The sequence below is a fragment of the Streptomyces sp. NPDC107654 genome (assembly GCF_055639035.1).
Map to the genome: position 1 here is coordinate 1 of NZ_JBVKBI010000005.1, position 23,117 is coordinate 23,117.

Below are 23,117 nucleotides of genomic sequence, written 5' to 3' on the forward strand. Positions count from 1 at the left end.
GCTCGTATCCGGTATTAGACCCCGTTTCCAGGGCTTGTCCCAGAGTGAAGGGCAGATTGCCCACGTGTTACTCACCCGTTCGCCACTAATCCCCACCGAAGTGGTTCATCGTTCGACTTGCATGTGTTAAGCACGCCGCCAGCGTTCGTCCTGAGCCAGGATCAAACTCTCCGTGAATGTTTTCCCGTAATCGGGATGAACACCACGAGAGCGGTGCGAGAGGAGGAATAGTCCTCTCGCACACAGCGTCCTCGCTGTGTTTTTTCAAAAGAACCTCGTCCCGGCAGATGCCGGAGACGGGGTATCAACATATCTGGCGTTGATTTTTGGCACGCTGTTGAGTTCTCAAGGAACGGTCGCCTCCTTTGTACTCACCCTCTCGGGCTTTCCTCCGGGCGCTTCCCTTCGGTCTTGCGTTTCCGACTCTATCAGATCTTTTCTCGATCCGATTTCCTCGGTGCTTTCCAGGTTCCCGCTCTCGCGTTTCCCTTTCCGGCGTTTCCGACTTTATCAGAAGTTCTCGACCGTTTTGAACGGCCGCTCATTTCTGAGTAATCGGGAGTGCCTCTCAAGACGTCGTTCACGACCTTCTTGAAGAAGCGATTGGATTCTAACGGCTGCCGGGGGGACGTGTCCAACTCCGGGCAACTGTTTGAATCTACCTCCCCACTCCCTCCGTGTCAACGGCTCTCGCGGGGCGGAGAGGAGACTAGCAGTTCACAGGGGCCGGGTGCACATCCGGCGGGGCGTCAGGCGGCCGTGGGGACGGAGGCGCTGCGGTCCGTCGCTTCGAGATCGCCCGTCTCGCCTGCGCGTGCCGCGCGACCGCCCAGGACGTAGACGTACGTCAGGAAGGCCAGCTCGGCCGCGATCCCGATACCGATGCGTGCCCAGGTGGGCAGGCCGGAGGGGGTGACGAAGCCTTCGATGGCGCCGGAGACGAACAGGACCAGGGCGAGCCCGATCGCCATGCCGACGGCGGCCCGCCCTTCCTCCGCGAGTGCGGTGCGCCGACTGCGGGGGCCGGGGTCGATCAGGGTCCAGCCGAGGCGCAGACCGGTGCCGGCGGCGACGAAGACCGCGGTCAGTTCGAGCAGGCCGTGCGGGAGCACCAGGCCGAGGAAGGTGTCCAGGCGGCCGGCCGAGGACATGAGGCCGAAGCCGACACCCAGGTTGAGCATGTTCTGGAAGAGGATCCACAGGACGGGCAGTCCCAGGAAGACGCCCAGGACCAGGCACATCGCCGCCGCCTGAGCGTTGTTCGTCCACACCTGGGCGGCGAAGGCGGCTGCGGGGTGGCTGGAGTAGTAGGTCTCGTACTCGCCGCCGGGGCGGGTCAGGTCGCGCAGCCGGCCGGAGGCCGCGATGGACGACTGCACCTCCGGGTGCGTGCCGATCCACCAGCCCAGGAGGACGGCGACGGCGGTGGAGACGAGTGCCGTGGGCACCCACCAGTGGCGGGCGCGGTAGACGGCTGCCGGGAAGCCCTGGCTCAGGAAGCGGGTGACGTCACGCCACGAGGCGCGGCGCGTGCCGGCGACGGCGCTCCGCGCGCGTGCCACGAGCGGGCTGAGCCGTCCCGTCAGTTGCGGGTCGGGTGCGCTGGACTGGACGAGGGAAAGGTGGGTGGCGGTGCGCTGGTAGAGGGCGACGAGTTCGTCCGCTTCCGCACCGGTGAGCCGGCGCCGACGGCGGAGCAGCGCGTCGAGCCGGTCCCATTCGGCTCGGTGTACGGAGACGAAGACGTCCAGGTCCATCGGGTCTGCCTGCTCCTCGGCTGCTCCTCCACGGCCCGTCGCGGTCGTCGTGGATGCTCGTCGTTGCTGTCAGCTTGTCGTACTGCGGCGCGATGCGCCGACAGCTTGGCAGACTTGCGGTTCAGGGGACCAGGGAAGGACGGCGGGCGTGAGTGAGCTGGTGACCGGCGAGGCGGTGGCGCTCGAACTGCGGCCCGCGAAGCTGCCGAGCAGGGCGCTGGCCGTGCTGCTCGACCTGGCGGTGGCGGTGGTCGCGTACATCGTTGTGATCGTGGTGCTGGTGGCGTCGACGGCCTCACTGGACGAGGCCGCGCAGGTGGCGCTGTCCATCGCAGCGTTTCTGCTCGTGCTGGTGGGCGGGCCCGTAGCCGTCGAGACGCTCAGTCACGGGCGTTCGCTGGGGAAGCTGGCGTTCGGGCTGCGCGTGGTGCGGGACGACGGGGGGCCGATCCGCTTCCGGCACGCGCTGGTGCGAGGCGCGCTCGGGGTGGTCGAGATCCTGATGACGTTCGGGGTGGTGGCCTGCATCGCTTCCCTGGTCTCGGCGCGGGGTCGGCGGCTCGGGGACGTGTTCGCGGGCACGCTGGTCGTGCGCGAGCGGATACCGGCCGGGCGGACCGGCTTCGTGCCGCCTCCGCCGCCCTGGCTCGCGGGGCGGTTCGCCGAACTGGACCTGTCTGCGGTGCCGGACGGGCTGTGGCTCGCCGTCCGGCAGTACCTGATCCGGATGCAGCAGCTGGATCCGCGGGTCGCGGCGGGGATGGCCCAGCGGCTCGCGGTCGATCTCGCGGGGCGTACGGGGGCGCCGGTGCCCCGGGATCTGCCCCCGGCCGTCTTTCTGGCGGCCGTGGTGCATGAGCGCCAGTCCCGCGACGCCCGGCAGGCCTTCGGTCACGGCGGGGGCGCGTTCGGCGGCTTTGCCCGGGCGGGTCTCGCCTCTCAGGCTCCCGCGTCGGACCAGCCTCCTGCCGCCTCCCAGCCCTCGGCCTTCCACCCTCCCCTGGGTTCCGTTCCGGCGGCTCCCGTCCCCAGCCCACCCCGGGACCGGGCTCCGGGGGCGCCTCTTCCTGCCCCGCCCACGCCGGGTGACGAGCCGCGGGCCGAGCGGCCGGCCACGGGGTTCGCGCCGCCGGCGTAGCGCGGACCGGGGTCAGGGGAGCCCGCGGCGCAGCCGGCCGTGCTCGCGGTCGCGGTGGTGCAGGGTGCCGGCCTGAGCGGGCCGGGGGGCCGAGGAGACCGCAGGGAGCGGGGCGCCGAAGGTGCCCGGCTCAGTCGAACCGGGACGGTGATGACTCCAGGTCCTCCAGCTCGATCCCGGGCGCGGCCAGGACGACGTCCCCGGTGATGTGGACGGTGTGCTGCTCGCCCGTGTCCAGGGCTGTGACCTGGTATTCGTCCACGGTCAGGGGGGCGTTGTCAGTGGCGTGTGCTTCGCTGTTCACCAGAGCCCAGGACTGGTCCACGGTGCGGGGGGCGAGGACGGGGTCGGTGAAGGCCACGAGGCGTACGCGGGTCGCGGAGGAGGGGGTGAGGCGCAGGAGCCGGGCGGTGGCGACGAGGAACGCGGGGGACGTGCCCGTGAAGGCGTGGGCGCGCACATTGCCTTCGGTGGCATGGGTGCCGGTGGGGTCGGTGCGGACCCAGGTGACGCCGTCGAGAGCGGCGCCGCGCACCTGCCAGTCACCCGCGTGGAGTTCGAGGCGGATGGGGCGGCCGAGGTCGTCCAGTGCGAGGTCGACCGAGCCGCGGTGATCGCCGGCGGTGCCGGTCACCCGGGAGACATAGCGCCAGCCGGACGGGCCGGGGGCGCACTGGAAGTGTTCTTCTCCGAGGGGGGTGTGATCGTGCGGATCATGGAGCGAATAGCGGCCGCGGGGCATGGGGGTCCTGGGTCGTGACGGGCTGGTCCGGCCGGAAGCCCCGGGTTCGGGGCCCGATGCCCTGGGTTCGGGACCCACGATCCTGATCGGGGCCGGAAAATCTGGGGCGGAGAGCCGAAGGGGCAGGCCCCCGGCACGGGGGTGCGGGGGCCTGCCTCGGAGGGCCTGCCGCCAGGGGATGCGTCGGTGCACCGGCGCGCTCCCCCGGCAGGCGGGGCTACGGGATCACCGGCTCAGTAGCGGTAGTGATCCGGCTTGAACGGGCCGTCGACCTCCACACCGATGTACGCGGCCTGCTCCGGGCGGAGCTTGGTGAGCTTGACGCCGAGCGCGTCCAGGTGGAGGCGGGCGACCTTCTCGTCGAGGTGCTTGGGCAGCGTGTAGACGCCGATCGGGTACGCGTCGGGCTTGGTGAACAGCTCGATCTGGGCCAGGGTCTGGTCCGCGAAGGAGTTGGACATCACGAACGACGGGTGGCCGGTGGCGTTGCCCAGGTTCAGCAGGCGGCCCTCGGACAGCACGATGATCTTCTTGCCGTCCGGGAAGGTCCAGGTGTGGACCTGCGGCTTGACCTCGTCCTTGACGATGCCGGGCACCTTGGCGAGACCGGCCATGTCGATCTCGTTGTCGAAGTGACCGATGTTGCCGACGATCGCCTGGTGCTTCATCTTGGCCATGTCCGAGGCCATGATGATGTCCTTGTTGCCGGTCGTGGTGATGAAGATGTCGGCCTTGTCGACGACCTCGTCCAGGGTGGTGACCTGGTAGCCGTCCATCGCCGCCTGCAGGGCGCAGATCGGGTCGATCTCGGTGACGATCACCCGGGCGCCCTGGCCGCGAAGGGACTCGGCGCAGCCCTTGCCCACGTCGCCGTAGCCGCAGACGACGGCGGTCTTGCCGCCGATCAGGACGTCGGTGGCGCGGTTGATGCCGTCGATCAGGGAGTGGCGGCAGCCGTACTTGTTGTCGAACTTCGACTTGGTGACGGCGTCGTTGACGTTGATCGCCGGGAAGAGGAGGACGCCGTCGCGCTGCATCTCGTACAGGCGGTGGACACCCGTGGTGGTCTCCTCGGTGACACCGCGGATCTCCGAGGCCAGCTGGGTCCACTTCTGGGGGTTTTCGCCCAGGGTGCGGTGCAGCAGCTGGAGGATGACGCGGTGCTCGTCGGACTCGGCGGTCTCCAGGGCGGGGACCTCACCAGCCTTCTCGTACTCGACGCCCTTGTGGACGAGGAGGGTGGCGTCGCCGCCGTCGTCCAGGATCATGTTGGGGCCGCCGGTGGGGCTGTCCGGCCAGGTCAGCGCCTGCTCGGTGCACCACCAGTACTCCTCCAGGGTCTCGCCCTTCCAGGCGAAGACCGGGATGCCCTGCGGGTTGTCGGGCGTGCCGTTCGGGCCGACCGCGATGGCGGCGGCGGCGTGGTCCTGGGTGGAGAAGATGTTGCAGGAGGCCCAGCGGACCTGAGCGCCGAGGGCGACCAGGGTCTCGATGAGCACGGCGGTCTGCACGGTCATGTGCAGGGAGCCGGTGACGCGGGCGCCGGCGAGGGGCTGGGCCTCGGCGTACTCCTTGCGGATCGCCATGAGGCCGGGCATCTCGTGCTCGGCGAGGGTGATCTCCTTGCGGCCGAACTCGGCCAGCGAGAGGTCGGCGACCTTGAAGTCCTGTCGGTTGTCGACAGTCGTCATTACGAGCTGCTCCTCGGGATTGGGGCGAGGTGGGTACGGCTGGTCTGCGCGGCGGCGGACACAGGGGTGCCCGGAAAGAGGACACAGGCATGCCCACGTACGCGCAGCGCAGTCCGTCGGAGGCCCTCTCTCCCTCGGCCGGTCCGTGTGGGACCGCCCGACCGCCATCAGCAGCGACGTCTGGCTCCGTCCCAAGCTACACCGGACGGCCCGTCGGGCCCCAGTCCGTCTGGGCATTCGCGGGGTCGTATTTCAGGCCGTCCGGGGGTCGGGCTCGGGGCGCGGTGGTTGCGCGGAAACCGTGGAGTCGGTGCCGACGGAACGGGCTGAACAGGGACTTTGCGTCCTTGAGGCGGAGGTGGGGTGGTGCAGGATGCAGGGGGCCGGGAGTTCCGGTTCCGCTCGCGGGGTGTCCGGGACGACACCTCCGGACGACGAAACGTGAGGAGACCGACGTGACCGGTCCGGCCGGGGCCGCCCGCCGCGGGTGGCCCCGGCGGGACTGACGCGCCGCGTCTGCGCGACCGCCTCCGGCACTGACCCGCTGGACCGCCCCTTGGCCGACGGATTCCGTGCGGGCCGCTGGTCAGCCCGCAGGGGCCCCGGGCGACCGCTCCTCCGGGTGGGGGCTGTTCCTCATGGCGGGGCGGGACGCACGGGTCGTCGCGGGCGGCGGATATGCTTCCCGCCGCGGCCGGGCCGCGTGGGGAGGGAGGGGTATGGCGGGCAGAGGGCGGGGACTGGGGATCGCGGCGCTCGTGGTGGGGCTGCTGGGTGTCGTGGCGGCCGGCGGTGCCTTTCTGTACGGGCGCGGCGCGTACGGCACGGGCATTCTGCCGAGCCGGAGCATGGAGCCGACGTACCAGCGGGGTGACCGAATCGTCTGGGAGCGGTCGGACGGGAGCGAGGTGCGGCGCGGTGACGTCGTGATGTTCTCGATGCCGGGGCGCTACCGGTCCGGCGGTGTCCTGATGCAGCGGGTGATCGGCGTGGGCGGCGACCGCGTGGCGTGCTGTACGACCGTCGGCACCGAGGAGCGGGTCACCGTGAACGGCGAGCCGGTCACGGAGCCCTACGTCTACGGCGGCGACCCCGACGGTGTGCACCGGCCGTACGACGTGACGGTGCCGCGGGGCCGGCTCTTCCTGCTGGGCGACCACCGGTCGGACTCGATGGACTCCCGTTTCTTCGCCGGGGACCACGGCGGGACCGTCCCCGTGGGCGCCGTGCGGGGCCGGGTGACGGACGACCGAACGGGCCCGGCGCTGTTGGGTACGGCCATGCTCGCCGGCGGGGTGCTGGTCCTCACCGGCGCCGGCCTGGGGATCGGTTCCCTGGTGGTACGGCGGCGGAGGGCGGCGGCGGTGCCGCCGGTGCCCCGGCCCGTGCACCCTGTCTGAGGCGCCCCGGCCCGTGCACCCTGTCTGAGGCGCCCCGGCCCGTGCCGCCTGCCGGACGTCGACGTCAGTGGCCGGCGGGGTGCGGGGTGGGGCCCCCCGGGGTGGCCTCCGGGTCGGGGCCCTTGGCGGCCTCGGCCTCGCTGTAGATGTCCGGCTCCAGGTAGATGACGCGGGCGATGGGGACAGCCGTGCGGATGCGGGTCTCGGCGGCGTCGATGGCGTTCGCGACCTGGGTGGCCGTGTCGTCGTGCCGGACGGCGATCTTGGCGGCGACCAGCAGTTCCTCCGGGCCGAGGTGCAGCGTGCGCATGTGGATGACGCGGGTGACCGTGTCGCCGTCTACGATCGCGCCCTCGATCTTCCTGACGTCCTCGACGCCGGCGGCCTCGCCGAGCAGCAGCGACTTGGTCTCGGCGGCGAGGACCAGGGCGATCAGGACGAGCAGGACACCGATGCAGAGGGTGCCGATGCCGTCCCAGACGCCGTTGCCGGTGAGCAGGGAGAGGCCGACGCCGCCGAGGGCGAGGACCAGACCGATGAGCGCGCCGAAGTCCTCCAGGAGGACGACGGGCAGCTCGGGGGCCTTGGCGCGGCGGATGAACTCCTTCCAGGAGAGCTTGCCGCGCAGTTCGTTGGACTCCTTGATGGCCGTGCGGAAGGAGAAGCCCTCGGCGAGGATCGCGAAGACGAGGACGCCGACCGGCCAGTACCAGTTGTGCAGGTCGTGCGGGTGGCGGATCTTCTCGTAGCCCTCGTAGACGGCGAACATGCCGCCGATGGAGAAGAGCACGATCGAGACGAGGAAGGCGTAGATGAACCGCTCGCGGCCGTAGCCGAACGGGTGCTGCGGGGTTGCCTGGCGCTGCGCCTTCTTGCCGCCGACGAGCAGCAGGAACTGGTTGCCGGAGTCGGCGAGCGAGTGGACGCCCTCGGCGAGCATCGAGGAGGAGCCGCTGAACGCGAACGCCACGAACTTCGATGCCGCGATCGCGAGATTGGCTCCGAGTGCCGCCACGATCGCCCTGGTACCGCCTGACGCGCTCATGTGTCCGCGTTGTCCCTTCGCCTCTGTCGGCCTGGCCCTGATCCGTCCGTCCAGGCGTGTGCCCGGCTTTGCCCGGCCTTTGCCGGTGGGCCATTCTTGCAGCCCGGCCGGGACTCGCCGTGTCAGGTATCCACAACCCCGGTCATACGATCACGGTGGCGCGGAAGACCGTGCCCGTGCCCGTGATCTCCGCCGTCTCGCCGGCCGGGACGAAGACCGACCGGCCGGGGTCCAGTTCGTGCTCGCCGGCCCGAACGGTGCCGGCCGTGCAGAGCAGGATCTGCGGGGCGTCCCTGGTGAGGTCGTGGGCGGCGCCGCCCTCGGGCAGGACGTACCGGGAGAGCCGGAACTCGTCGACCGGCGTCTCGTAGACCTCCTCGCCCTCCGGGGAGGCCTCGGGGCGCAGTACGCCCGGGTCGCTCGGCTCGAAGCGCACGATGCGCAGGAGCTCGGGGACGTCGACGTGCTTCGGGGTCAGGCCGCAGCGCAGGACGTTGTCGGAGTTGGCCATGATCTCGACGCCGAGACCGCTGAGGTAGGCGTGCGGGATGCCCGCGCCGAGGAACAGGGCCTCGCCGGGCTGAAGCCGGACGTGGTTGAGCAGCATGGCCGCGATGACGCCGGGGTCGCCGGGGTAGTGGTGGGCGATGTCGGCGTAGGGGGCGTAGGCGCCGCCGAGGCGGGTGCAGGCGGCGGTGGCCTCGGCGACCGTGTGGGCCGTCTCCTCGCGGTCGGCGCCGAGGATCGCGGTGAGGACCTCGCGCAGGGCCGCGTCCTCGGGGTGGGCGTGCAGCAGGTCGACGTAGGGCTTGAGGGAGTCCACGCCGAGTCCGTCGAGCAGGCCGGCGGCCTGGACGGGGTCGCGGAAGCCGCACAGGCCGTCGAACTCGGTGAGCGCGCAAATCAGCTCGGGCTTGTGGTTGGCGTCCTTGTAGTTGCGGTGCGGGGCGTCGAGCGGGATGCCGCGCCGCTCCTCGTCGGCGTGGCCCGCCCTGGCCTGCTCCAGGTCGGGGTGGACCTGGAGGGACAGGGGCGCCCCGGCGGCGAGGATCTTGAGCAGGAACGGCAGACGGGGGCCGAACCTGGCGACCGCGCGGGAGCCCAGCTCGCGCTCCGGGTCGGCCTGGATGACCTCGACGAGGGTTCCGCGCGCGGTGCGCGACGGGGCACCGGGGTGGGCGCCCATCCACATCTCCGCCTGGGGTTCGCCGGTCGGCTCCACGCCGAGGAGGTGCGGGATGGCGGTGGGAGAACCCCAGGCGTAGGGGCGGATGGTGTTGTCGAGGAGGTCCATGTGTCTTCTCTGTCTCCGTACGTACGCTGCGCGGCCGGCGCCGGCGGCCGGGCCTCTCGGGGCGCCGGTGGCGGGCCCGGGTGATCCGGCCCGGAGCTGTGGGGCTTCGTGGGGTCAGCCCGGGTCCGCGAGGCCCGGCACGGCGTGTCGCCGCGTTGTCGGACCACCCGGGTGCGCCCGGGTGCGCCGGTGGTCCCCCGCCGTGCGGTGCCCGCACCGGGCGCCGCGGCCTGATCCGGCCTGATCCAAACGAAACCCCCTGGATCAGGACCCGGAGGCGAGCGCCAGGTAAACGGCGGCGAAATCCGTGACGGCGATCAGTTCCGCGAGGGTCTCCAGCTCGCCGCCCTCCTCCGGTTCGAGTTCGCTGACCGGCGTGTCGTGGCTGAGGGCGACGTCCCGGGCGGCCGTGGCGGCGGTGAGGCCGCTGATCGGACGGTCGCGGAGCAGCACCACGCGCGCGTGCAGTGCGGGCGGCTCCTCCACGCGGTCGCGGAAGAAGTCGTCCGGGTCGGCGCTGGCGGCGAGCGGGCCGGCCAGCAGGGCGTTGTGCGCGGCGAGCGCCTCGGGGAGTTCGGCGACCAGGGCGGGGCGGCCGGCGAGTTCGGCGAGGGCGGCGGCGAAGCGGCGGCCCGCCGGCCCGGCCGAGGTGCCCTCCGTCCACACCACGGGGAGCGCGTCGGCGAGTTCGGCGGCGAGGGTCTTCGCCGGGTTGCCGTAGGTGGCGATGGCGGGGCCGCAGCGCTCCGCGATGTGGTCCAGGCGGTCGGCGGCCTTCTCCAGGGCGTCCGGCGGAGCGGTGATCAGGCCGATCCGGTCCAGGAGCGCGAGCAGCGGGGTCAGCAGCGCCCAGAAGACGCCCGGCGAGGACGCTGCGAGCGGTTCCTCCTGGTCGTACGGTGCCGTCGCCATCGGTACGAACAGGCCGTGCGCGCCAGCGACCGCCTCGGCGAGCGGGGTGCGGGGCGGGGCCACGGCGACGACCGTGCAGCCGCGGCGGTAGGCCTGCTCGGCAAGGAGGGACAGGCTCGGTTCGGCGCCGTCCGGGGTGGCGATCAGCAGCAGGTCCACGGAACCGGCCCAGCCCGGAAGCTCCCAGCGCAGGGCGCCCGCGGCCGGGGCGACGCCGGTGGGGGCGAGCCGGACGACGGGGCTGCCGGGGCCGGCCAGGGTGCCGAGGAGGTCGGCGGTGTGGGTGGCGGCGGCACCGGGGCCCGCGATCAGGACCGCGCGGGGGCGGCCGTCGGGCTTCAGGGTGCCGACGCCGGCCTCGGCTGCGTGCCGGACGGCGGTGCGGACGCGGGCGCCGGCCTCCGCCGCGCCGCGCAGCAGACCTCGGCGGTCGGCCTCGGCGAGGCCCTCCGGGGTGTCGAGCAGCGATTCGTCCAGCATGGGCGGGCAGCCTCCGGTCGCCGGGGATCCTGGGGTGCTACGAGGGAGGGCCCGGTCACTCGGGGCGGCGGGCCTCGTCCACCAGCAGGACGGGGATGCCGTCGCGCACCGGGTAGGCGAGGCCGCAGTCCCGGCCCGTGCAGATCAGCTCGGTGTCCTGCTCCTTCAGGGGGGCGTGGCAGGCCGGGCAGGCGAGGATCTCCAGGAGGCCGGCTTCGAGCGCCATGGGGTGTCCCTTCGGAGGGCGGTGGTGTCTTCGTGGATACGCCTGGTCAGGTTACCGCTGATGGGCAGGCCGCTCAGCCCCTGATGATCGCCAGCGCCTCGTCGCGGATCTTCGTCATGGTGGCCTCGTCCCTGGCCTCGGCGTTCAGGCGCAGGAGCGGCTCGGTGTTGGACGGGCGGACGTTGAACCACCAGTCGGCCGCGGCGACCGTGAGGCCGTCGAGGTCGTCCAGGGTGACGTCGGCACGGCCCTCGTACGCGGTGCGGATCGCGGCGAGGCGGGCGGCCTGGTCGGCGACGGTGGAGTTGATCTCGCCGGAGCCGGCGTAGCGGTCGTACTGCGCGACCAGGGCGGACAGCGGGCCCTCCTGGCCGCCGAGGGCGGCGAGGACGTGCAGGGCGGCCAGCATGCCCGTGTCGGCGTTCCAGAAGTCCTTGAAGTAGTAGTGGGCCGAGTGCTCGCCGCCGAAGATGGCGCCGGTGCGGGCCATCTCCGCCTTGATGAAGGAGTGGCCGACTCGGGTGCGGACGGGGGTGCCGCCGTTCTCCTTCACCACCTCCGGGACCGTGCGGGACGTGATCAGGTTGTGGATGACCGTGCCCTTGCCGCCGTGGCGGGCGAGTTCACGGGCGGCGACCAGCGCGGTGATCGCGGACGGGGAGACGGGGTCGCCGTTCTGGTCCACGACGAAGCAGCGGTCGGCGTCGCCGTCGAACGCGATGCCGAGGTCGGCGCCCTCGGCCGGGACCCGCTTGCTCAGGTCCACGAGGTTGGCCGGGTCGAGCGGGTTGGCCTCGTGGTTGGGGAAGGTGCCGTCCAGTTCGAAGTACATCGGGACGAGCGTCAGGGGCAGGCCGGCGAAGACGGACGGGACCGTGTGGCCGCCCATGCCGTTGCCGGCGTCGACCACGACCTTCAGGGGGCGGATGGCGGTGAGGTCGACGAGGGAGCGGAGGTGCGCCGCGTAGTCCTCCAACGTCTCGCGCGCGGAGAGGGTTCCCGGCCGCTCCACGGGTTCCGGGGCGCCCTCCGCCAGCCAGCGCTCGGTGAGCTCGCGGATCTGCGCGAGGCCGGTGTCCTGGCCGACGGGGGCGGCGCCGGCGCGGCACAGCTTGATCCCGTTGTACCGGGCCGGGTTGTGGGAGGCGGTGAACATCGCGCCCGGGAGGTCCAGCGCGCCGGAGGCGTAGTACAGCTGGTCCGTGGAGCACAGGCCGATCTCGGTGACGTCCGCACCGCGGTCGGCGGCGCCGCGCGCGAAGGCGCGGGAGAGGCCGGGGGACGAGGGCCGCATGTCGTGGCCGACGACGATGGCCGACGCTTCCGTCACCTCCGCGAAGGCGGCGCCGAAGAGTCCGGCCAGTGCCTCGTCCCAGTGGTCCGGGACCACTCCGCGCACGTCGTACGCCTTCACGATCTGCGACAGATCAGCAGTCACGGCCAACCCTCCTGAAGTCCTATGGGTGCCCACAAACTACCCGTCCGGGGTAAGCGGGGGTGCGCGGACACCAGCGGACGTCTTCCGCGGACCCGTCTGCCGGCCCCTCGGCTGATGCCTCGGCGGGCCCTCAGCCGTAACGCCCGCGGGAGGCGAATCGTCACGCCTGGCGGGGGTGGTGCGGGGTCGTGGTCAGTTGTCCGGGGAGCGCAGGACCCTCAGGTGGCCGCGGCGGGCGACCTCCATGGGGTCCGCGGCACGGCCACCGCCGCCGCCGGCCTCCGCCGCGCGCTCCTGCGGACGGGCCGCCTCGCGGACGGCGTTGGCGAGCGCTTCCAGGTCGTCCCCGCTGGGCCGTGCGGGCGCGGAGCCGTCGAGGAGGCGTACGACCTCCCAGCCGCGCGGCGCGGTGAGGCGCTCGGAGTGCTCGGCGCACAGGTCGTAGCAGTGGGGTTCGGCGTAGGTGGCGAGCGGGCCGAGGACCGCGGTCGAGTCGGCGTAGACGTACGTCAGCGTCGCGACGGCGGGTCGGCCGCAGGCGGTGCGCGAACAGCGACGTACAGGGCTCACGACGTTGGACGGTACCGCACTCTTGAGCGGGCCGCGACGACTCTCCACCAGGTCACTCCACCGTGTCGGGCTGTGAAACGCCCCACACACCCTTTCGAGTGGCCCCTGCTGACCTGCATGGACGAGGTTGAGGCGGGGGTCGGGCGGCACCGCGTCCGGTCATGAGCCGGTACAAACACCGTCAAATGGCTTGAGTTCGGTGGTCTTGGAGAGTTACGGAAACGAGCCAGACCTTGGCTGGAATGGTCATCCTGCGGCAGGGGGGCGTTGGGCCGGTTGCCGCGTGGAGCCGGACGGGCGAAGGGTGCGAGGACTACGCTTCGTCGGTGATGGACAACCGTGTACCGCCCCGTGCCGCCGGCCCCGGGCCCCGTCGCCGTGACCGCCACGGGCGGGGCATGCGGGGGCCGATCGCACCGCCGCAGGTGCCGCTCGCGGCGAGCCGTGCCGAGGTGTTCGCGGACCTGGTGCAGGACTCCGTGGAACGTCTTGAGCGGCGGTGGCCGCAGCTGGCCGACATCGACTTCCTGGTGCTGGAGGTGCCCCGGCTGGAGGGGCGGGCGGACCAGGTGACGTGGGGGGACGACGCGGTGCCGCTCGGCGGGGTCGTCCCCGCGCGGGACGGACGGCGGGCTCGGGTGGTCGTGTACCGGCGGCCGGTGGAGATCCGGACCAAGGGGCGCGACGAGCGGGCCGCGCTGGTGCATGAGGTGGTGGTGGAGCAGGTGGCCGAGCTGCTCGGGCTGACGCCGGAGACGGTGGATCCTCGGTACGGGGAGGATTAGGCCCGGATCGCGTCCCGGTGGGATCGCGTACTGGTGCCGGGCGCGGGGTGGACCGCCGGTCCGCGCCGGCGGGATGCCGCTGCGCCCGCCCGTGCCGCCGCGGTGGCACGGCTGCCCGCGGCCACGAGGGGGCCGGCCGCTGCCGGGTGGGCACCGTCCCTCGCGGTACGACTGCCCGTGGTCGCGCGGGCCCGGCGGTTGCGTGGGTCGTCGTTGCCGCGGTGCGGGCCGCCGGGGGGTGTGGGTGCGCTAGTTCTGGAGTATCGACAGGTCCTGTTCCGTCCGCGGCACCGACACCGTGCCGTGGTCGTTCGGGAGGGACTGGACGGTGAAGGCGGGGACGCCTCCCTCGGTGGCGGCGAGGGTGCGGGAGGCGTAGACGGGGGCGCCTGAGAGGGGTTCGACGGTGAGGGCGTAGGTGCCCTTCAGGCCTGCCGGGACGGGAGCGTCGATGTTCTGGGTGGTGCCGGACTTGAGGGTGTAGGTCTTCGTGACCGGGGTTCCCCCCTCGCTGCCGGCCGAGGCGGTGACCTTGACCGTGGCCGTGCCGGTGGGGGCGGTCAGGGCGAGTGTGGTGCCCTTGGCGCTGTTGTCGGCCGAGGTCGCGCGCGTACCGACGGCGGCCGTGGCCGGGATGAACGCCGTCTCCTTCTTGTCGCCCTTGCCGCGGACGACCTGGAGGGCCGCGACGACCGGGACCGTCCCGTCGGTGGGCGTCAGGACCAGGGAGCCGGCCTCGCCCCGGGTGACGTCGCCGAGGTCGGCCGTCGTCGACATGCCGGACTTCACGTGCAGGGTCTCGTTCCCGGCCGGGGTGATCAGGCCGTCGGGCGAGGCCAGGCGGATCTTCAGGTCGGCGTCGTCGTCGCCGGGCGTGAAGGCGGTGAGGCGGACGTCGGTGGCGTCCTTCGGGATGCCGGGCAGGACCAGGCTGCCGGCCGGGTCCGCGGCGGCGGCCAGCCAGTCGCCGCCCGCCTTGTCGTCCAGGGCCTGCACGGCCGCGCCGACCCGCCCGCTGCGCACGCTGACGTGCACGGTCAGGCCGGCCTGCCGCTCCTCGGTGAGGGTGGAGAGCAGGATCGGCTCGCTCGCGTGCGCGTCGACGGTGAGGTTCTCGCCCAGCGGGGACTTGATCGCCCCGTCCTTGCCGTACAGCTCGATGTCGACCACGGCGGCGGAGTCGTCGGGGTTGGTCAGATGGACGTAGTCGGTGCTGCCGGCGGCCGTACTGGCGCCCGGGAACCAGAACTCGGTGTCCGCCCCGGTGCAGTTGACGCCCAGCAGGCCACGGCCGGTGCCGGCGGCGACCTCGGTGGTCTCCTGGACGGTCCAGCCCGGCGCGAACCCGCCGTCCGCCGTGCCGATCAGCGCGGGCGTCTCCGCGCCGGAGGTCTCGCCGGTGGCCGGAGTGCCCGGTGCCTTCGGGTCGAGCACCGGTGCGTCGGCCTTCTTCGCGGCGCCCTTGCCGCCCTTGCTCCCCTTGCCGCCGGTGTCGTCCGACTGCCCTGCCGCCGCCTGGAGCCGGGCCTTGCCGCTGCTCGCGGCGCCCTTGGTGGCCGGTGTGAACGACGTGTACGCCGTGTCCGCGATGTCCGACATGCTCGGCGCCGGGCACAGCAGGCCGGTGCGCTCCACGGGCAGGTGGGCGGCTGCCCGGGGGGCGGCGGCGCCGGACGCGGACGGCGGGTCGAACGCGGCGAACGCGGTGACGGCGGCCAGCGCGGTCGTACCGGCGATCAGGGACAGGGTCGTGCGGTTCACTGCTGGCTCCCGTCGGGGCGCTGGCTGCCGGTGCCGTGGGGGTGCTGGGCCGGGTCGTAGCCCTGCTGGTGCTGGTCGTAGCCCTGCTGGGCCGGGTCGTAGCCCTGCTGGGCGGGGTCGTAGCCCTGTCGGCCCTGGTCGTAGGGCTGCTGGGACGGGTCGTAGCCCTGTTGGGTGGCGTCGTAGGCCGGGTCGTAGCCCTGCTGCTGGTAGGCGGCCGGGTCGTACGGCGTCTGGTCGGCGCTGCCGCCGTAGGCGTACGGGTCGTACGGGGCCGGCTGGTAGGGGTCGGGGTGTTGGTACGGCTGCTGGTCGTAGCCGCTCGCGGTCCGGTACGGGTCCGTGTCGTAACCGGCATTCCCGTAGGTGGCCGGGTCCCTCTCCCAGTCCCGGCTCCCCTCGACCGGCGGGGCCCCCGCGTCGTACGACTGCTGGTGCGGTACCGCCGTCGGGGGCTGCCCGGGCTGCGGGGGTGCGGCGGAGGGGTCCTCGGCCGGGGCGTCCGCGGCGGCGGCTTCCTCGGCCTGGGCGCGCAGGCGGCGGGCGCGGCGGCCCTCGCCGGCGGTGGCCTGGGCGGGCACCGGCTGTTCCTCGGGCAGGTCGTCGTCGACGTCGCGGCGGCGGCCGGGCAGGGCGAGGACGACGAGGACGAGGGCGAGCGCGCCCTGCGTCCAGAGCCAGGCGGTACGGGTGACCGGGGGGTCGTAGGTGACGTCCAGCCGGCCGCCCGCGGCGGGGAGTCGGAAGCCCTGGGCCCAGCCGTCGACCGTGGTGCGGGTGAGCGGCTTGCCGTCGAGGGTGGCCGTCCAGCCGTCGGTGGCGCTGTCGGCGAGGCGCAGGAGGCGGCTGCCGGAGCCGGCGGGGATCGTCGTGTGGATCTCCACCGGTCCCGAGGGGACCGTCCGGGCCTTGCCCGAGCCGGAGGCGGGCACGATGGCCGCGCGGGCGACGTCCTGGTCGACGCGCCACAGGGCGTTGCCCTTCTGCTGGCTGAGCCGGGACAGACCGGGGGTGGCGTCGAGGATCCGGGTGATGTCGCGGGGGGCGCCCTTGTGGACGAGGACGTAGCGCACGGCGAAGCCGCCGAGTTCGTCGGCCTGGTCGGCGCCGGAGCCGGCGACCAGGTTGGCGACGGTCTTGTCCAGGCGGGTGTTCTCGCCGTCGGCGGCGGCGAGTTCGGCGTCGCCCATGCGGACGCCCGAGCCGCGGACCAGGGTGTAGCGCACGCGCGCGGCGGAGTCGCTGTCGAGGACCAGGGTGCGGGCCTGGTCGCCGCCGGTGGAGTCCTCGGCGACGAACGCGGGCACCTGGGCCGGGTCGCGGCGCTCCAGGGGGCCGTCGGCGCCGCCGAGCATCCAGCCGGCGGCGATGAGCAGCGGGCCGGCGGCCGAGGCGAAGGCGATCAGGGCGGCGACGGGCTGGCGCCAGCCGAAGCTCTGCTCGGCCACGCGTGCGCGTGCGCCGTCGGCGCCGAGGGCGGCGGCGGCCAGCAGGGCGATGCCGTAGACCAGGGTGGCCGGTCCGGCCCACGCGGACTTGTTGGACAGCACCGCGAAGACGAGGCCGACCAGGGCGACGGCCCACGCGGTGCGGATGCCGAGCTGCCGTTGGGAACGCAGCAGGGCGGCGAGCGCGGCGAGCACGATGCCGAGGAGCATCAGGCCGTCGACGGTGCCGGGGCCGCCCGGGGAGGCGCCGAGCAGGTCGAGCGCGGAGGCGGCCGAGGGGCCGTACTCCAGGCCGGCCTCCTGGAAGAAGCCGGTCGGCAGGAGGGTCAGCGACCAGGGCGCGAGGACCAGCAGCGGGGTGCCGAGCTGGGCGAGGAAGCGCAGGCCGTGGGCGAGGAGGTCGCGGCGGCGCAGCACCAGGACGCCGAGGCCGAGCAGCAGCGCGATGGGCCAGACGACCGGCGTGAACGCGGTGGTGAGGGTCAGCAGCAGTGCGTACGCCCAGGTGGCGCGCCAGCTGCCGCGGGCGCCGGTGCGGCTCGCCAGGCCGCTCGCGGCGATGCCCGCGCGCGCGATGAGCGGCAGCAGCACGGCGAGGACGGCGGTGCCGATGCGGCCGCCGGCGAGGGCGCCGGTGGTGGCGGGCAGGAAGGCGTAGACGACGGCCGCCCACGCGCGCAGCAGCCGGGAGGTGACAAGGGGGCGTGAGGCGAAGTAGGCGGTGAAGCCCGCGAGCGGCACCGAGCAGACCAGCAGGACGGTGACGGCGAGCCCGGTGGAGCCGAACAGGATCGAGGCGAGGGTCGCGACGATCGCCAGGTAGGGCGGCGCGGACGGGGCACCGCCGGCGCCCACCGGATGCCAGGCGTCCAGGTAGCGGGACCACAGGTCGCCGGCGCCGGCCGGGGCGGGCAGCAGGGCGCCGCCGGCGAGCGCGCCGCCGCCGAGCAGGGCGCGGCAGGCGACGACGGAGACGAGCAGCAGCGCGAGGAAGAGCACCGGGCCGGGCCGGCGGGCGATCCGCTTGAGCCGGGCGAACTGCTCGACCTCCAGGAACTCGGCGTCGTCGCCGCCGGGCCCGGACTCCACGGCGCCGCCGTGCCGGCCGGCCGAGGAGGTGTCGGTGTCCGTGCCGCTGCTGAAGCTGCCCGCGACCTGCTCCACGGTGGCCCGGACGGTGGCGCCGGGCGGCGGGAACAGCCGGCGCAGCTCGGCCTTGTCGATCCGGGCGGCGCCGCGACGACGGCGGGCGGCGATGATCCGCTCGGGCCGCAGCAGGGTGCTCAGCAGGCCGCGGATCTCGTCGACGGCCTGTCCGGGGACCTTGCCGACGAGGTAGGCGAGGGTGCGCAGGACGGTGCCGAGGACGAGCCGGACCAGCACCCAGGGCAGAGCGGCCGTACGGGCGTTGACGAGCAGGGTGTAGACGGCGCCGGCCTTGTCGACCTTGTGCGGGGAGGCGGCGGTGCGGCCGGCGCAGTCGACCGTGCGGCGCTCTCGGGAGGCGGCCTCGGCGTGCCGGACGACCGCGTCGGGGGCGACCAGGACACGGTGGCCGGCGGTGTGGGCGCGCCAGCACAGGTCGACGTCGTCGCGCATGAGGGGCAGCCGGCGGTCGAAGCCGCCGAGCTGCTCGAACACGTCGCGGCGCACGAGCATGCCGGCGGTGGAGACGGACAGCACGGTGCGGACGTGGTCGTGCTGGCCCTGGTCCTGTTCGCGACGGTCCAGGCCGGTCCAGCGGCGGCCGGAGTTGGCGATGGAGACGCCGACCTCCAGCAGCTGACGGCGGTCGTACCAGCCGCGCAGCTTGGGGCCGACGACGGCGACGTCGTCGCGGCCGAGTTCGAGCTCGTTGTCGACGACGCGCAGCAGCTGGGCGAGGGCGTCGGGTTCGGGGGCGCAGTCGTCGTGCAGCAGCCACAGCCACTGGACGGGCTCGCCGTGCGGCAGTTCGGGCAGGTCGTAGGCGTCGTCGCGCCAGGTGCGCGTGACGGGGTCCCAGCCGCTGGGGCGCTTGAGGTACGGCAGCTCCTCGGGCGTGAGGAGGGGCGCGGTGCGGCTCGCCTCCTCCACGGCCTGGCCGAAGCCGGTGCGGCGGGCGAGGTGCAGCACGTTCGCGTCGCCGAGGGCGTCGGTGAGCAGCTGGGCGGAGTCGTCCGCGCTGCCGGTGTCGGCGGCCACCGCGTACTGGACGGGGCGTTCCTGGCCGAGCAGCCCGGCGAGCGCGTCGGGCAGCCAGCGGGCACCGTCGTGGGAGACGATGACCGCGGTCACCACATGACGCGGGAACTCGGGCGGGCGGGTCGGGTCAAACCCAGCGGTGGCGGCCCCGGTTCGGGCGGCCGTATGGCTGTGCACGGACATCGAGGTACGGGCCCCGGTTCGATGGACTGCGGTGGACGCCCGCGTCTTCTCGGGGGTCGAGGGGACAGCGGGGCGTCTCGGACGAGCGACCACACTATCGGCAGTCCAAACGGGGCGGCGCGGAGCGCCTCGATGAGGGGTGGTGGCCGGGCGGCGGGCGGGCGCCGACGGCCCGCCGCCTGCGGACGGCCCACGGGCGACGGGCCGTTCGTGACGTTCGCGGCCGTCCGTGCGGTCAGACGGCGGTCAGACGGCGGCCTTCTTCAGACGGCGGCGTTCACGCTCGGACAGTCCGCCCCAGATGCCGAAGCGCTCGTCGTTGGCGAGGGCGTACTCGAGGCACTCGGAGCGGACCTCGCAGGCGAGGCAGACCTTCTTGGCCTCTCTGGTGGAGCCGCCCTTTTCGGGGAAGAAGGACTCGGGGTCGGTCTGGGCGCACAGCGCGCGCTCCTGCCAGCCGAGTTCCTCGTCCGCGTCGTCGACCAGCAGTTGCTGCACCAGCTCGGTCATGTGCGCCCCTCGTCTGTCTTTCGCGTCCCCGTGCGTAAGCCGTTACCGATGGCGGCTGAACGACACGAGTGAAATTACAAGTGTGCTGCTCCGGGCGAGTCAAGCCGAGATCTGCTATTGGGTCCGTTATTCACTCTGCGGAACCAAGGCCGTGCGGAAAGTGTTCAAATCGCCATAAACCTTGACACGCAGCCGGACCCACGGGGACGACCGCAACCCCGTACAGATCTCTGTACGCAGAAGGACGCCTCCGTGTTCGATCCCGTTCCGCGAGCCTCAAGCGCTCGGATGTGCCCCATGTGTCCCGGCTTCCCGGTGAGCAAACCTTTCACCTTCCAGGTGAACCGGATGAGGTGAAACATGTCCCACATACCGGGCACCGAGTTGACAGTGCGGGTGTGAGCCGATGTCCTAGTGGGCATGCTCGCGAACTTGGCGCCCACCTCGACCCGCACCGCCGGGTCCCTCGGTGCCGCCCGCGCGCGCTGTAGCTGTTGTTGCTGTTCCAGCTGTTGAGCCGAGCCCGCTCCGGCTGTTCCCGAGTCCATCCCGGCTCGGCCGCGTCTCCCGCCGCGTGACCCCTCATCCAGGGCACCCCGCCCGCCCGTGACCCGGGCGGACCGTACGCGTCACCCCGGCTCCACGCCCCGTGGCCCCACACCCCCAGCTCCAGCCCCCCACTCTTCACCGAGGACCACCGAACCCCGATGAACAGCGACAACGACCTCCAGATCGCCGGCGACATCCTCGAAGTCCCGCACCTGCTCCAGCCGCCGCGCGAGCACCCGGCCACCGTCTCCGAGTTCGTGGGCCTCGCCCGCTCGATCGCCGCCGACCGCGGCCAGTGGGCGCACCTCGTCCGCTACGACGCCACCACCCGCTGGTACCACCGGCTGCGCACCGGACCCGGCTACGAGGTGTGGCTGCTGTCCTGGGTCCCCGGCCAGGGCAGCGGACCGCACGACCACGGGCCCTCGTCCGGCGTGCTCACCGTCCTGGAGGGCACCCTCACCGAGCGCACCGAGCGCGGCACGCGCGCGCTGGCGGCGGGCGCGCAGCGGGTGTTCGCGCCGGGGTACGTCCACGAGGTGGTGAACGACGCGCTGGAGCCGGCGGTCAGCCTGCACGTGTACCACCCCGGGCTGACCCAGATGCCGATGCACTCCTCCCCGCACTGCGAAGCGCGTCCGGTGGTCGTCTGACGCGTTGTCGGACCCGCCTGCAAGACTGGGCCCATGCGCATTGTGGTTCTGGCAGGCGGCATCGGCGGTGCCCGGTTCCTGCGCGGTCTGAAGCGGGCCGCGCCGGACGCGGACATCACGGTCATCGGCAACACCGGCGACGACATCCACCTCTTCGGGCTGAAGGTCTGCCCGGACCTCGACACGGTGATGTACACGCTGGGCGGCGGCATCAACGAGGAGCAGGGCTGGGGGCGGAGCGACGAGACCTTCCACCTCAAGGAGGAGCTGGCGGCCTACGGCGTGGGCCCGGAGTGGTTCGGGCTGGGGGACCGGGATTTCGCCACGCACATCGTGCGGACGCAGATGCTGGGCGCCGGTTATCCGCTGAGCGCGGTCACCGAGGCGCTGTGCGACCGCTGGAAGCCGGGCGTGCGCCTGATCCCGATGTCCGACGACCGCGTCGAGACGCACGTGGCCGTCGACCTGGACGGTGAGCGCAGGGCGGTCCACTTCCAGGAGTACTGGGTGAGGCTGCGCGCCTCCGTCCCGGCGGAGGCGATCGTCCCGGTCGGCGCCGAGCAGGCCAAGCCGGCCCCGGGCGTGCTGGAGGCCATCGCCGAGGCGGACGTCATCCTCTTCCCGCCGTCCAACCCGGTCGTGTCCATCGGCACCATCCTCGCCGTGCCCGGCATCCGCGAGGCCATCGCCGAGGCGGGCGTGCCGGTGGTCGGCCTCTCCCCGATCGTCGGGGACGCGCCCGTGCGCGGCATGGCCGACAAGGTGCTCGCCGCCGTCGGCGTGGAGTCCACGGCCGCCGCGGTCGCCGAGCACTACGGCTCGGGGCTGCTGGACGGCTGGCTGGTCGACACCGTCGACGCGGGCGCGGTCGGACGGGTCGAGGCGGACGGCATCCGCTGCCGGGCCGTCCCGCTGATGATGACCGACGTGGACGCGACCGCGCAGATGGCACGGGAGGCGCTCGCACTGGCCGAGGAGGTGCGGGGCGCGTGAGCGAAACCGCGTCCGCCGGGCCGGCCGAGCGGCCCGGGTACCGGGTCTGGGCCCTGTCCGGCATCCCGGAGGTGCAGCCGGGCGACGACATCGCCAAGCTGATCGCCGCGGCCGAGCCGGGCCTGGCCGACGGGGACGTGCTGATCGTCACCTCCAAGATCGTCTCGAAGGCGGAGGGCCGGATCATGCAGGCGGCCGACCGGGAGGCCGCGATCGACGCGGAGACGGTCCGCGTGGTGGCCCGGCGCGGCACGCTGCGGATCGTGGAGAACCGGCAGGGTCTGGTCATGGCCGCCGCCGGGGTCGACGCCTCCAACACTCCCGCCGGGACCGTGCTGTTGCTGCCCGAGGACCCGGACGCGTCCGCGCGCGCGATCCGGGCCGGGCTGCGCGACACCCTCGGCGTCGAGGTCGGGGTCGTCGTCACCGACACCTTCGGGCGGCCCTGGCGCGCCGGGCTCACGGACGTGGCGATCGGCGCCGCCGGGGTGCGTGTGCTGGACGATCTGCGCGGGGGCACGGACGCGTACGGCAATCCGCTGAGCGCGACCGTCGTCGCCACGGCGGACGAGCTGGCCGCCGCCGGGGACCTGGTCAAGGGCAAGGCGGAAGGCCGGCCGGTGGCCGTGGTGCGGGGACTGCCCCACGTCGTGGCCGAGGGCGAGGAAGAAGCGGAGGGCGCCCGGGCGCTGGTGCGTACCGCGCAGAACGACATGTTCCGGCTCGGCACCTCCGAGGCGGTACGGGAGGCGGTGACCCAGCGCCGTACCGTGCGGGCGTTCACCGACGATCCCGTGGACCCCGGTGCGGTCCGCCGCGCGGTGGCCGCCGCGCTCACCGCCCCCGCGCCGCACCACACCACACCCTGGCGGTTCGTGCTGCTGGAGTCGGAGGAGTCGCGGGTACGGCTGCTCGACGCGATGCGGGACGCCTGGATCGCCGACCTGCGCCGGGACGGCCGGAGCGAGGAGTCCATCGAGAAGCGGATCCGCCGCGGTGACGTGCTGCGCAACGCGCCGTACCTGATCGTGCCGTGCCTCGTCATGGACGGCTCGCACACCTACGGGGACGCCCGGCGGGACGGTGCCGAGCGGGAGATGTTCGTGGTCGCCATGGGCGCGGGCGTGCAGAACCTGCTGGTCGCGCTGGCCGGGGAGCGGCTGGGCTCGGCGTGGGTGTCGTCCACGATGTTCTGCCGGGACGTGGTGCGCGAGGTGCTGGAGCTGCCGGCGGACTGGGACCCGATGGGCGCGGTGGCGGTCGGCCGTCCGGCTCAGGAGCCGGGGCCGCGGGCCGAGCGGGACGCGGGGGCGTTCGTCGAAGTGCGGTGAAACACCCCGAGTGGGGTGAACCCCACC

18 protein-coding genes and 1 rRNA gene are annotated in these 23,117 nt (G+C 73.0%); 6 read left to right on the forward strand and 13 right to left on the reverse strand.

Translation table 11 applies throughout. From position 1 onward, the window contains the following. Positions 1-177: ribosomal RNA gene (locus ACZ7N4_RS10620) — 16S ribosomal RNA — on the reverse strand; the annotation flags it as partial. Between the two features lie 572 nt (positions 178-749). Then, positions 750-1,757 (reverse strand): stage II sporulation protein M, encoded by a 1,008-nt coding sequence (locus ACZ7N4_RS10625; RefSeq protein ID WP_471356215.1) that lies wholly within the window; start codon positions 1,755-1,757, stop codon positions 750-752. Positions 1,758-1,905: 148 nt separating this feature from the next. On the opposite strand from ACZ7N4_RS10625, the gene ACZ7N4_RS10630 reads away from it, so the two are divergent. Further along, complete coding sequence (locus tag ACZ7N4_RS10630) at positions 1,906-2,895, forward strand: RDD family protein (RefSeq protein ID WP_471356217.1); 990 nt, start codon at positions 1,906-1,908, stop codon at positions 2,893-2,895. Between the two features lie 130 nt (positions 2,896-3,025). Here ACZ7N4_RS10630 and ACZ7N4_RS10635 read toward each other — a convergent pair whose 3' ends face one another. Then, positions 3,026-3,637, reverse strand: coding sequence for a hypothetical protein (locus ACZ7N4_RS10635; RefSeq protein WP_471356218.1), 612 nt, complete (start codon positions 3,635-3,637; stop codon positions 3,026-3,028). 233 nt (positions 3,638-3,870) lie between these two features. Beyond that, positions 3,871-5,328: an adenosylhomocysteinase gene (gene ahcY / locus ACZ7N4_RS10640; RefSeq protein WP_471356221.1), complete on the reverse strand. Its 1,458-nt coding sequence runs from the start codon at positions 5,326-5,328 to the stop codon at positions 3,871-3,873. 719 nt (positions 5,329-6,047) lie between these two features. Here ahcY and lepB point away from each other — a divergent pair. Next, positions 6,048-6,728 (forward strand): signal peptidase I, encoded by a 681-nt coding sequence (lepB, locus tag ACZ7N4_RS10645; protein ID WP_471356223.1) that lies wholly within the window; start codon positions 6,048-6,050, stop codon positions 6,726-6,728. Positions 6,729-6,792: 64 nt separating this feature from the next. On the opposite strand, the gene ACZ7N4_RS10650 is transcribed toward lepB, so the two are convergent. The 6 genes from ACZ7N4_RS10650 to ACZ7N4_RS10675 all read right to left on the reverse strand — a co-directional run bounded on the left by ACZ7N4_RS10650 (position 6,793) and on the right by ACZ7N4_RS10675 (position 12,741). Next, positions 6,793-7,773: a cation diffusion facilitator family transporter gene (locus ACZ7N4_RS10650; protein WP_471356225.1), complete on the reverse strand. Its 981-nt coding sequence runs from the start codon at positions 7,771-7,773 to the stop codon at positions 6,793-6,795. A gap of 142 nt (positions 7,774-7,915) precedes the next feature. Continuing rightward, on the reverse strand, positions 7,916-9,067 hold the full coding sequence (manA, locus tag ACZ7N4_RS10655) for a mannose-6-phosphate isomerase, class I (protein ID WP_471356226.1): 1,152 nt from the start codon (positions 9,065-9,067) through the stop codon (positions 7,916-7,918). A gap of 264 nt (positions 9,068-9,331) precedes the next feature. Beyond that, on the reverse strand, positions 9,332-10,459 hold the full coding sequence (locus ACZ7N4_RS10660; protein WP_471356228.1) for an SIS domain-containing protein: 1,128 nt from the start codon (positions 10,457-10,459) through the stop codon (positions 9,332-9,334). 55 nt (positions 10,460-10,514) lie between these two features. Next, positions 10,515-10,685 carry a Trm112 family protein gene (locus ACZ7N4_RS10665; RefSeq protein ID WP_361696554.1) on the reverse strand — a complete coding sequence of 57 codons (171 nt, stop codon included), beginning with the start codon at positions 10,683-10,685 and terminating at the stop codon, positions 10,515-10,517. 73 nt (positions 10,686-10,758) lie between these two features. Continuing rightward, entirely contained in the window at positions 10,759-12,123 is a 1,365-nt protein-coding gene (locus tag ACZ7N4_RS10670) for a phosphomannomutase/phosphoglucomutase (protein WP_471356232.1), read from the reverse strand. 192 nt (positions 12,124-12,315) lie between these two features. Next, a complete protein-coding gene (locus ACZ7N4_RS10675) occupies positions 12,316-12,741 on the reverse strand; it encodes a DUF3499 domain-containing protein (RefSeq protein WP_467928027.1) in 426 nt (141 codons plus the stop codon). A 350-nt stretch (positions 12,742-13,091) separates the two neighbouring features. Between ACZ7N4_RS10675 and ACZ7N4_RS10680 the strand changes: the two genes are divergently transcribed. Continuing rightward, complete coding sequence (locus tag ACZ7N4_RS10680) at positions 13,092-13,478, forward strand: metallopeptidase family protein (RefSeq protein WP_471356235.1); 387 nt, start codon at positions 13,092-13,094, stop codon at positions 13,476-13,478. Positions 13,479-13,727: 249 nt separating this feature from the next. Here the strand turns inward: ACZ7N4_RS10680 and ACZ7N4_RS10685 are convergent, their stop codons facing one another. From ACZ7N4_RS10685 to ACZ7N4_RS10695, 3 genes are all read right to left on the reverse strand, one after another. Next, positions 13,728-15,239 carry a DUF5719 family protein gene (locus tag ACZ7N4_RS10685; RefSeq protein WP_471356237.1) on the reverse strand — a complete coding sequence of 504 codons (1,512 nt, stop codon included), beginning with the start codon at positions 15,237-15,239 and terminating at the stop codon, positions 13,728-13,730. Then, positions 15,236-19,054 carry a glycosyltransferase family 2 protein gene (locus tag ACZ7N4_RS10690; protein ID WP_471356239.1) on the reverse strand — a complete coding sequence of 1,273 codons (3,819 nt, stop codon included), beginning with the start codon at positions 19,052-19,054 and terminating at the stop codon, positions 15,236-15,238. Before ACZ7N4_RS10690 ends, ACZ7N4_RS10685 begins: the two co-directional genes overlap by 4 nt. 246 nt (positions 19,055-19,300) lie before the next feature. Continuing rightward, the gene (locus tag ACZ7N4_RS10695) at positions 19,301-19,564 is read right to left on the reverse strand and encodes a WhiB family transcriptional regulator (RefSeq protein ID WP_003975777.1); all 264 of its coding nucleotides are present in this window, start codon (positions 19,562-19,564) and stop codon (positions 19,301-19,303) included. 707 nt (positions 19,565-20,271) lie between these two features. Here ACZ7N4_RS10695 and ACZ7N4_RS10700 point away from each other — a divergent pair. The 3 genes from ACZ7N4_RS10700 to ACZ7N4_RS10710 are packed head-to-tail and all read left to right on the forward strand — an operon-like array spanning position 20,272 to position 23,090. After that, positions 20,272-20,766: a cysteine dioxygenase gene (locus tag ACZ7N4_RS10700; protein WP_471356241.1), complete on the forward strand. Its 495-nt coding sequence runs from the start codon at positions 20,272-20,274 to the stop codon at positions 20,764-20,766. A gap of 33 nt (positions 20,767-20,799) precedes the next feature. After that, positions 20,800-21,759: a 2-phospho-L-lactate transferase gene (gene cofD, locus ACZ7N4_RS10705; protein ID WP_471356243.1), complete on the forward strand. Its 960-nt coding sequence runs from the start codon at positions 20,800-20,802 to the stop codon at positions 21,757-21,759. Continuing rightward, positions 21,756-23,090, forward strand: coding sequence for a coenzyme F420-0:L-glutamate ligase (locus ACZ7N4_RS10710; protein WP_471356246.1), 1,335 nt, complete (start codon positions 21,756-21,758; stop codon positions 23,088-23,090). Before cofD ends, ACZ7N4_RS10710 begins: the two co-directional genes overlap by 4 nt. The last annotated feature ends 27 nt before the right edge of the window (positions 23,091-23,117 follow it).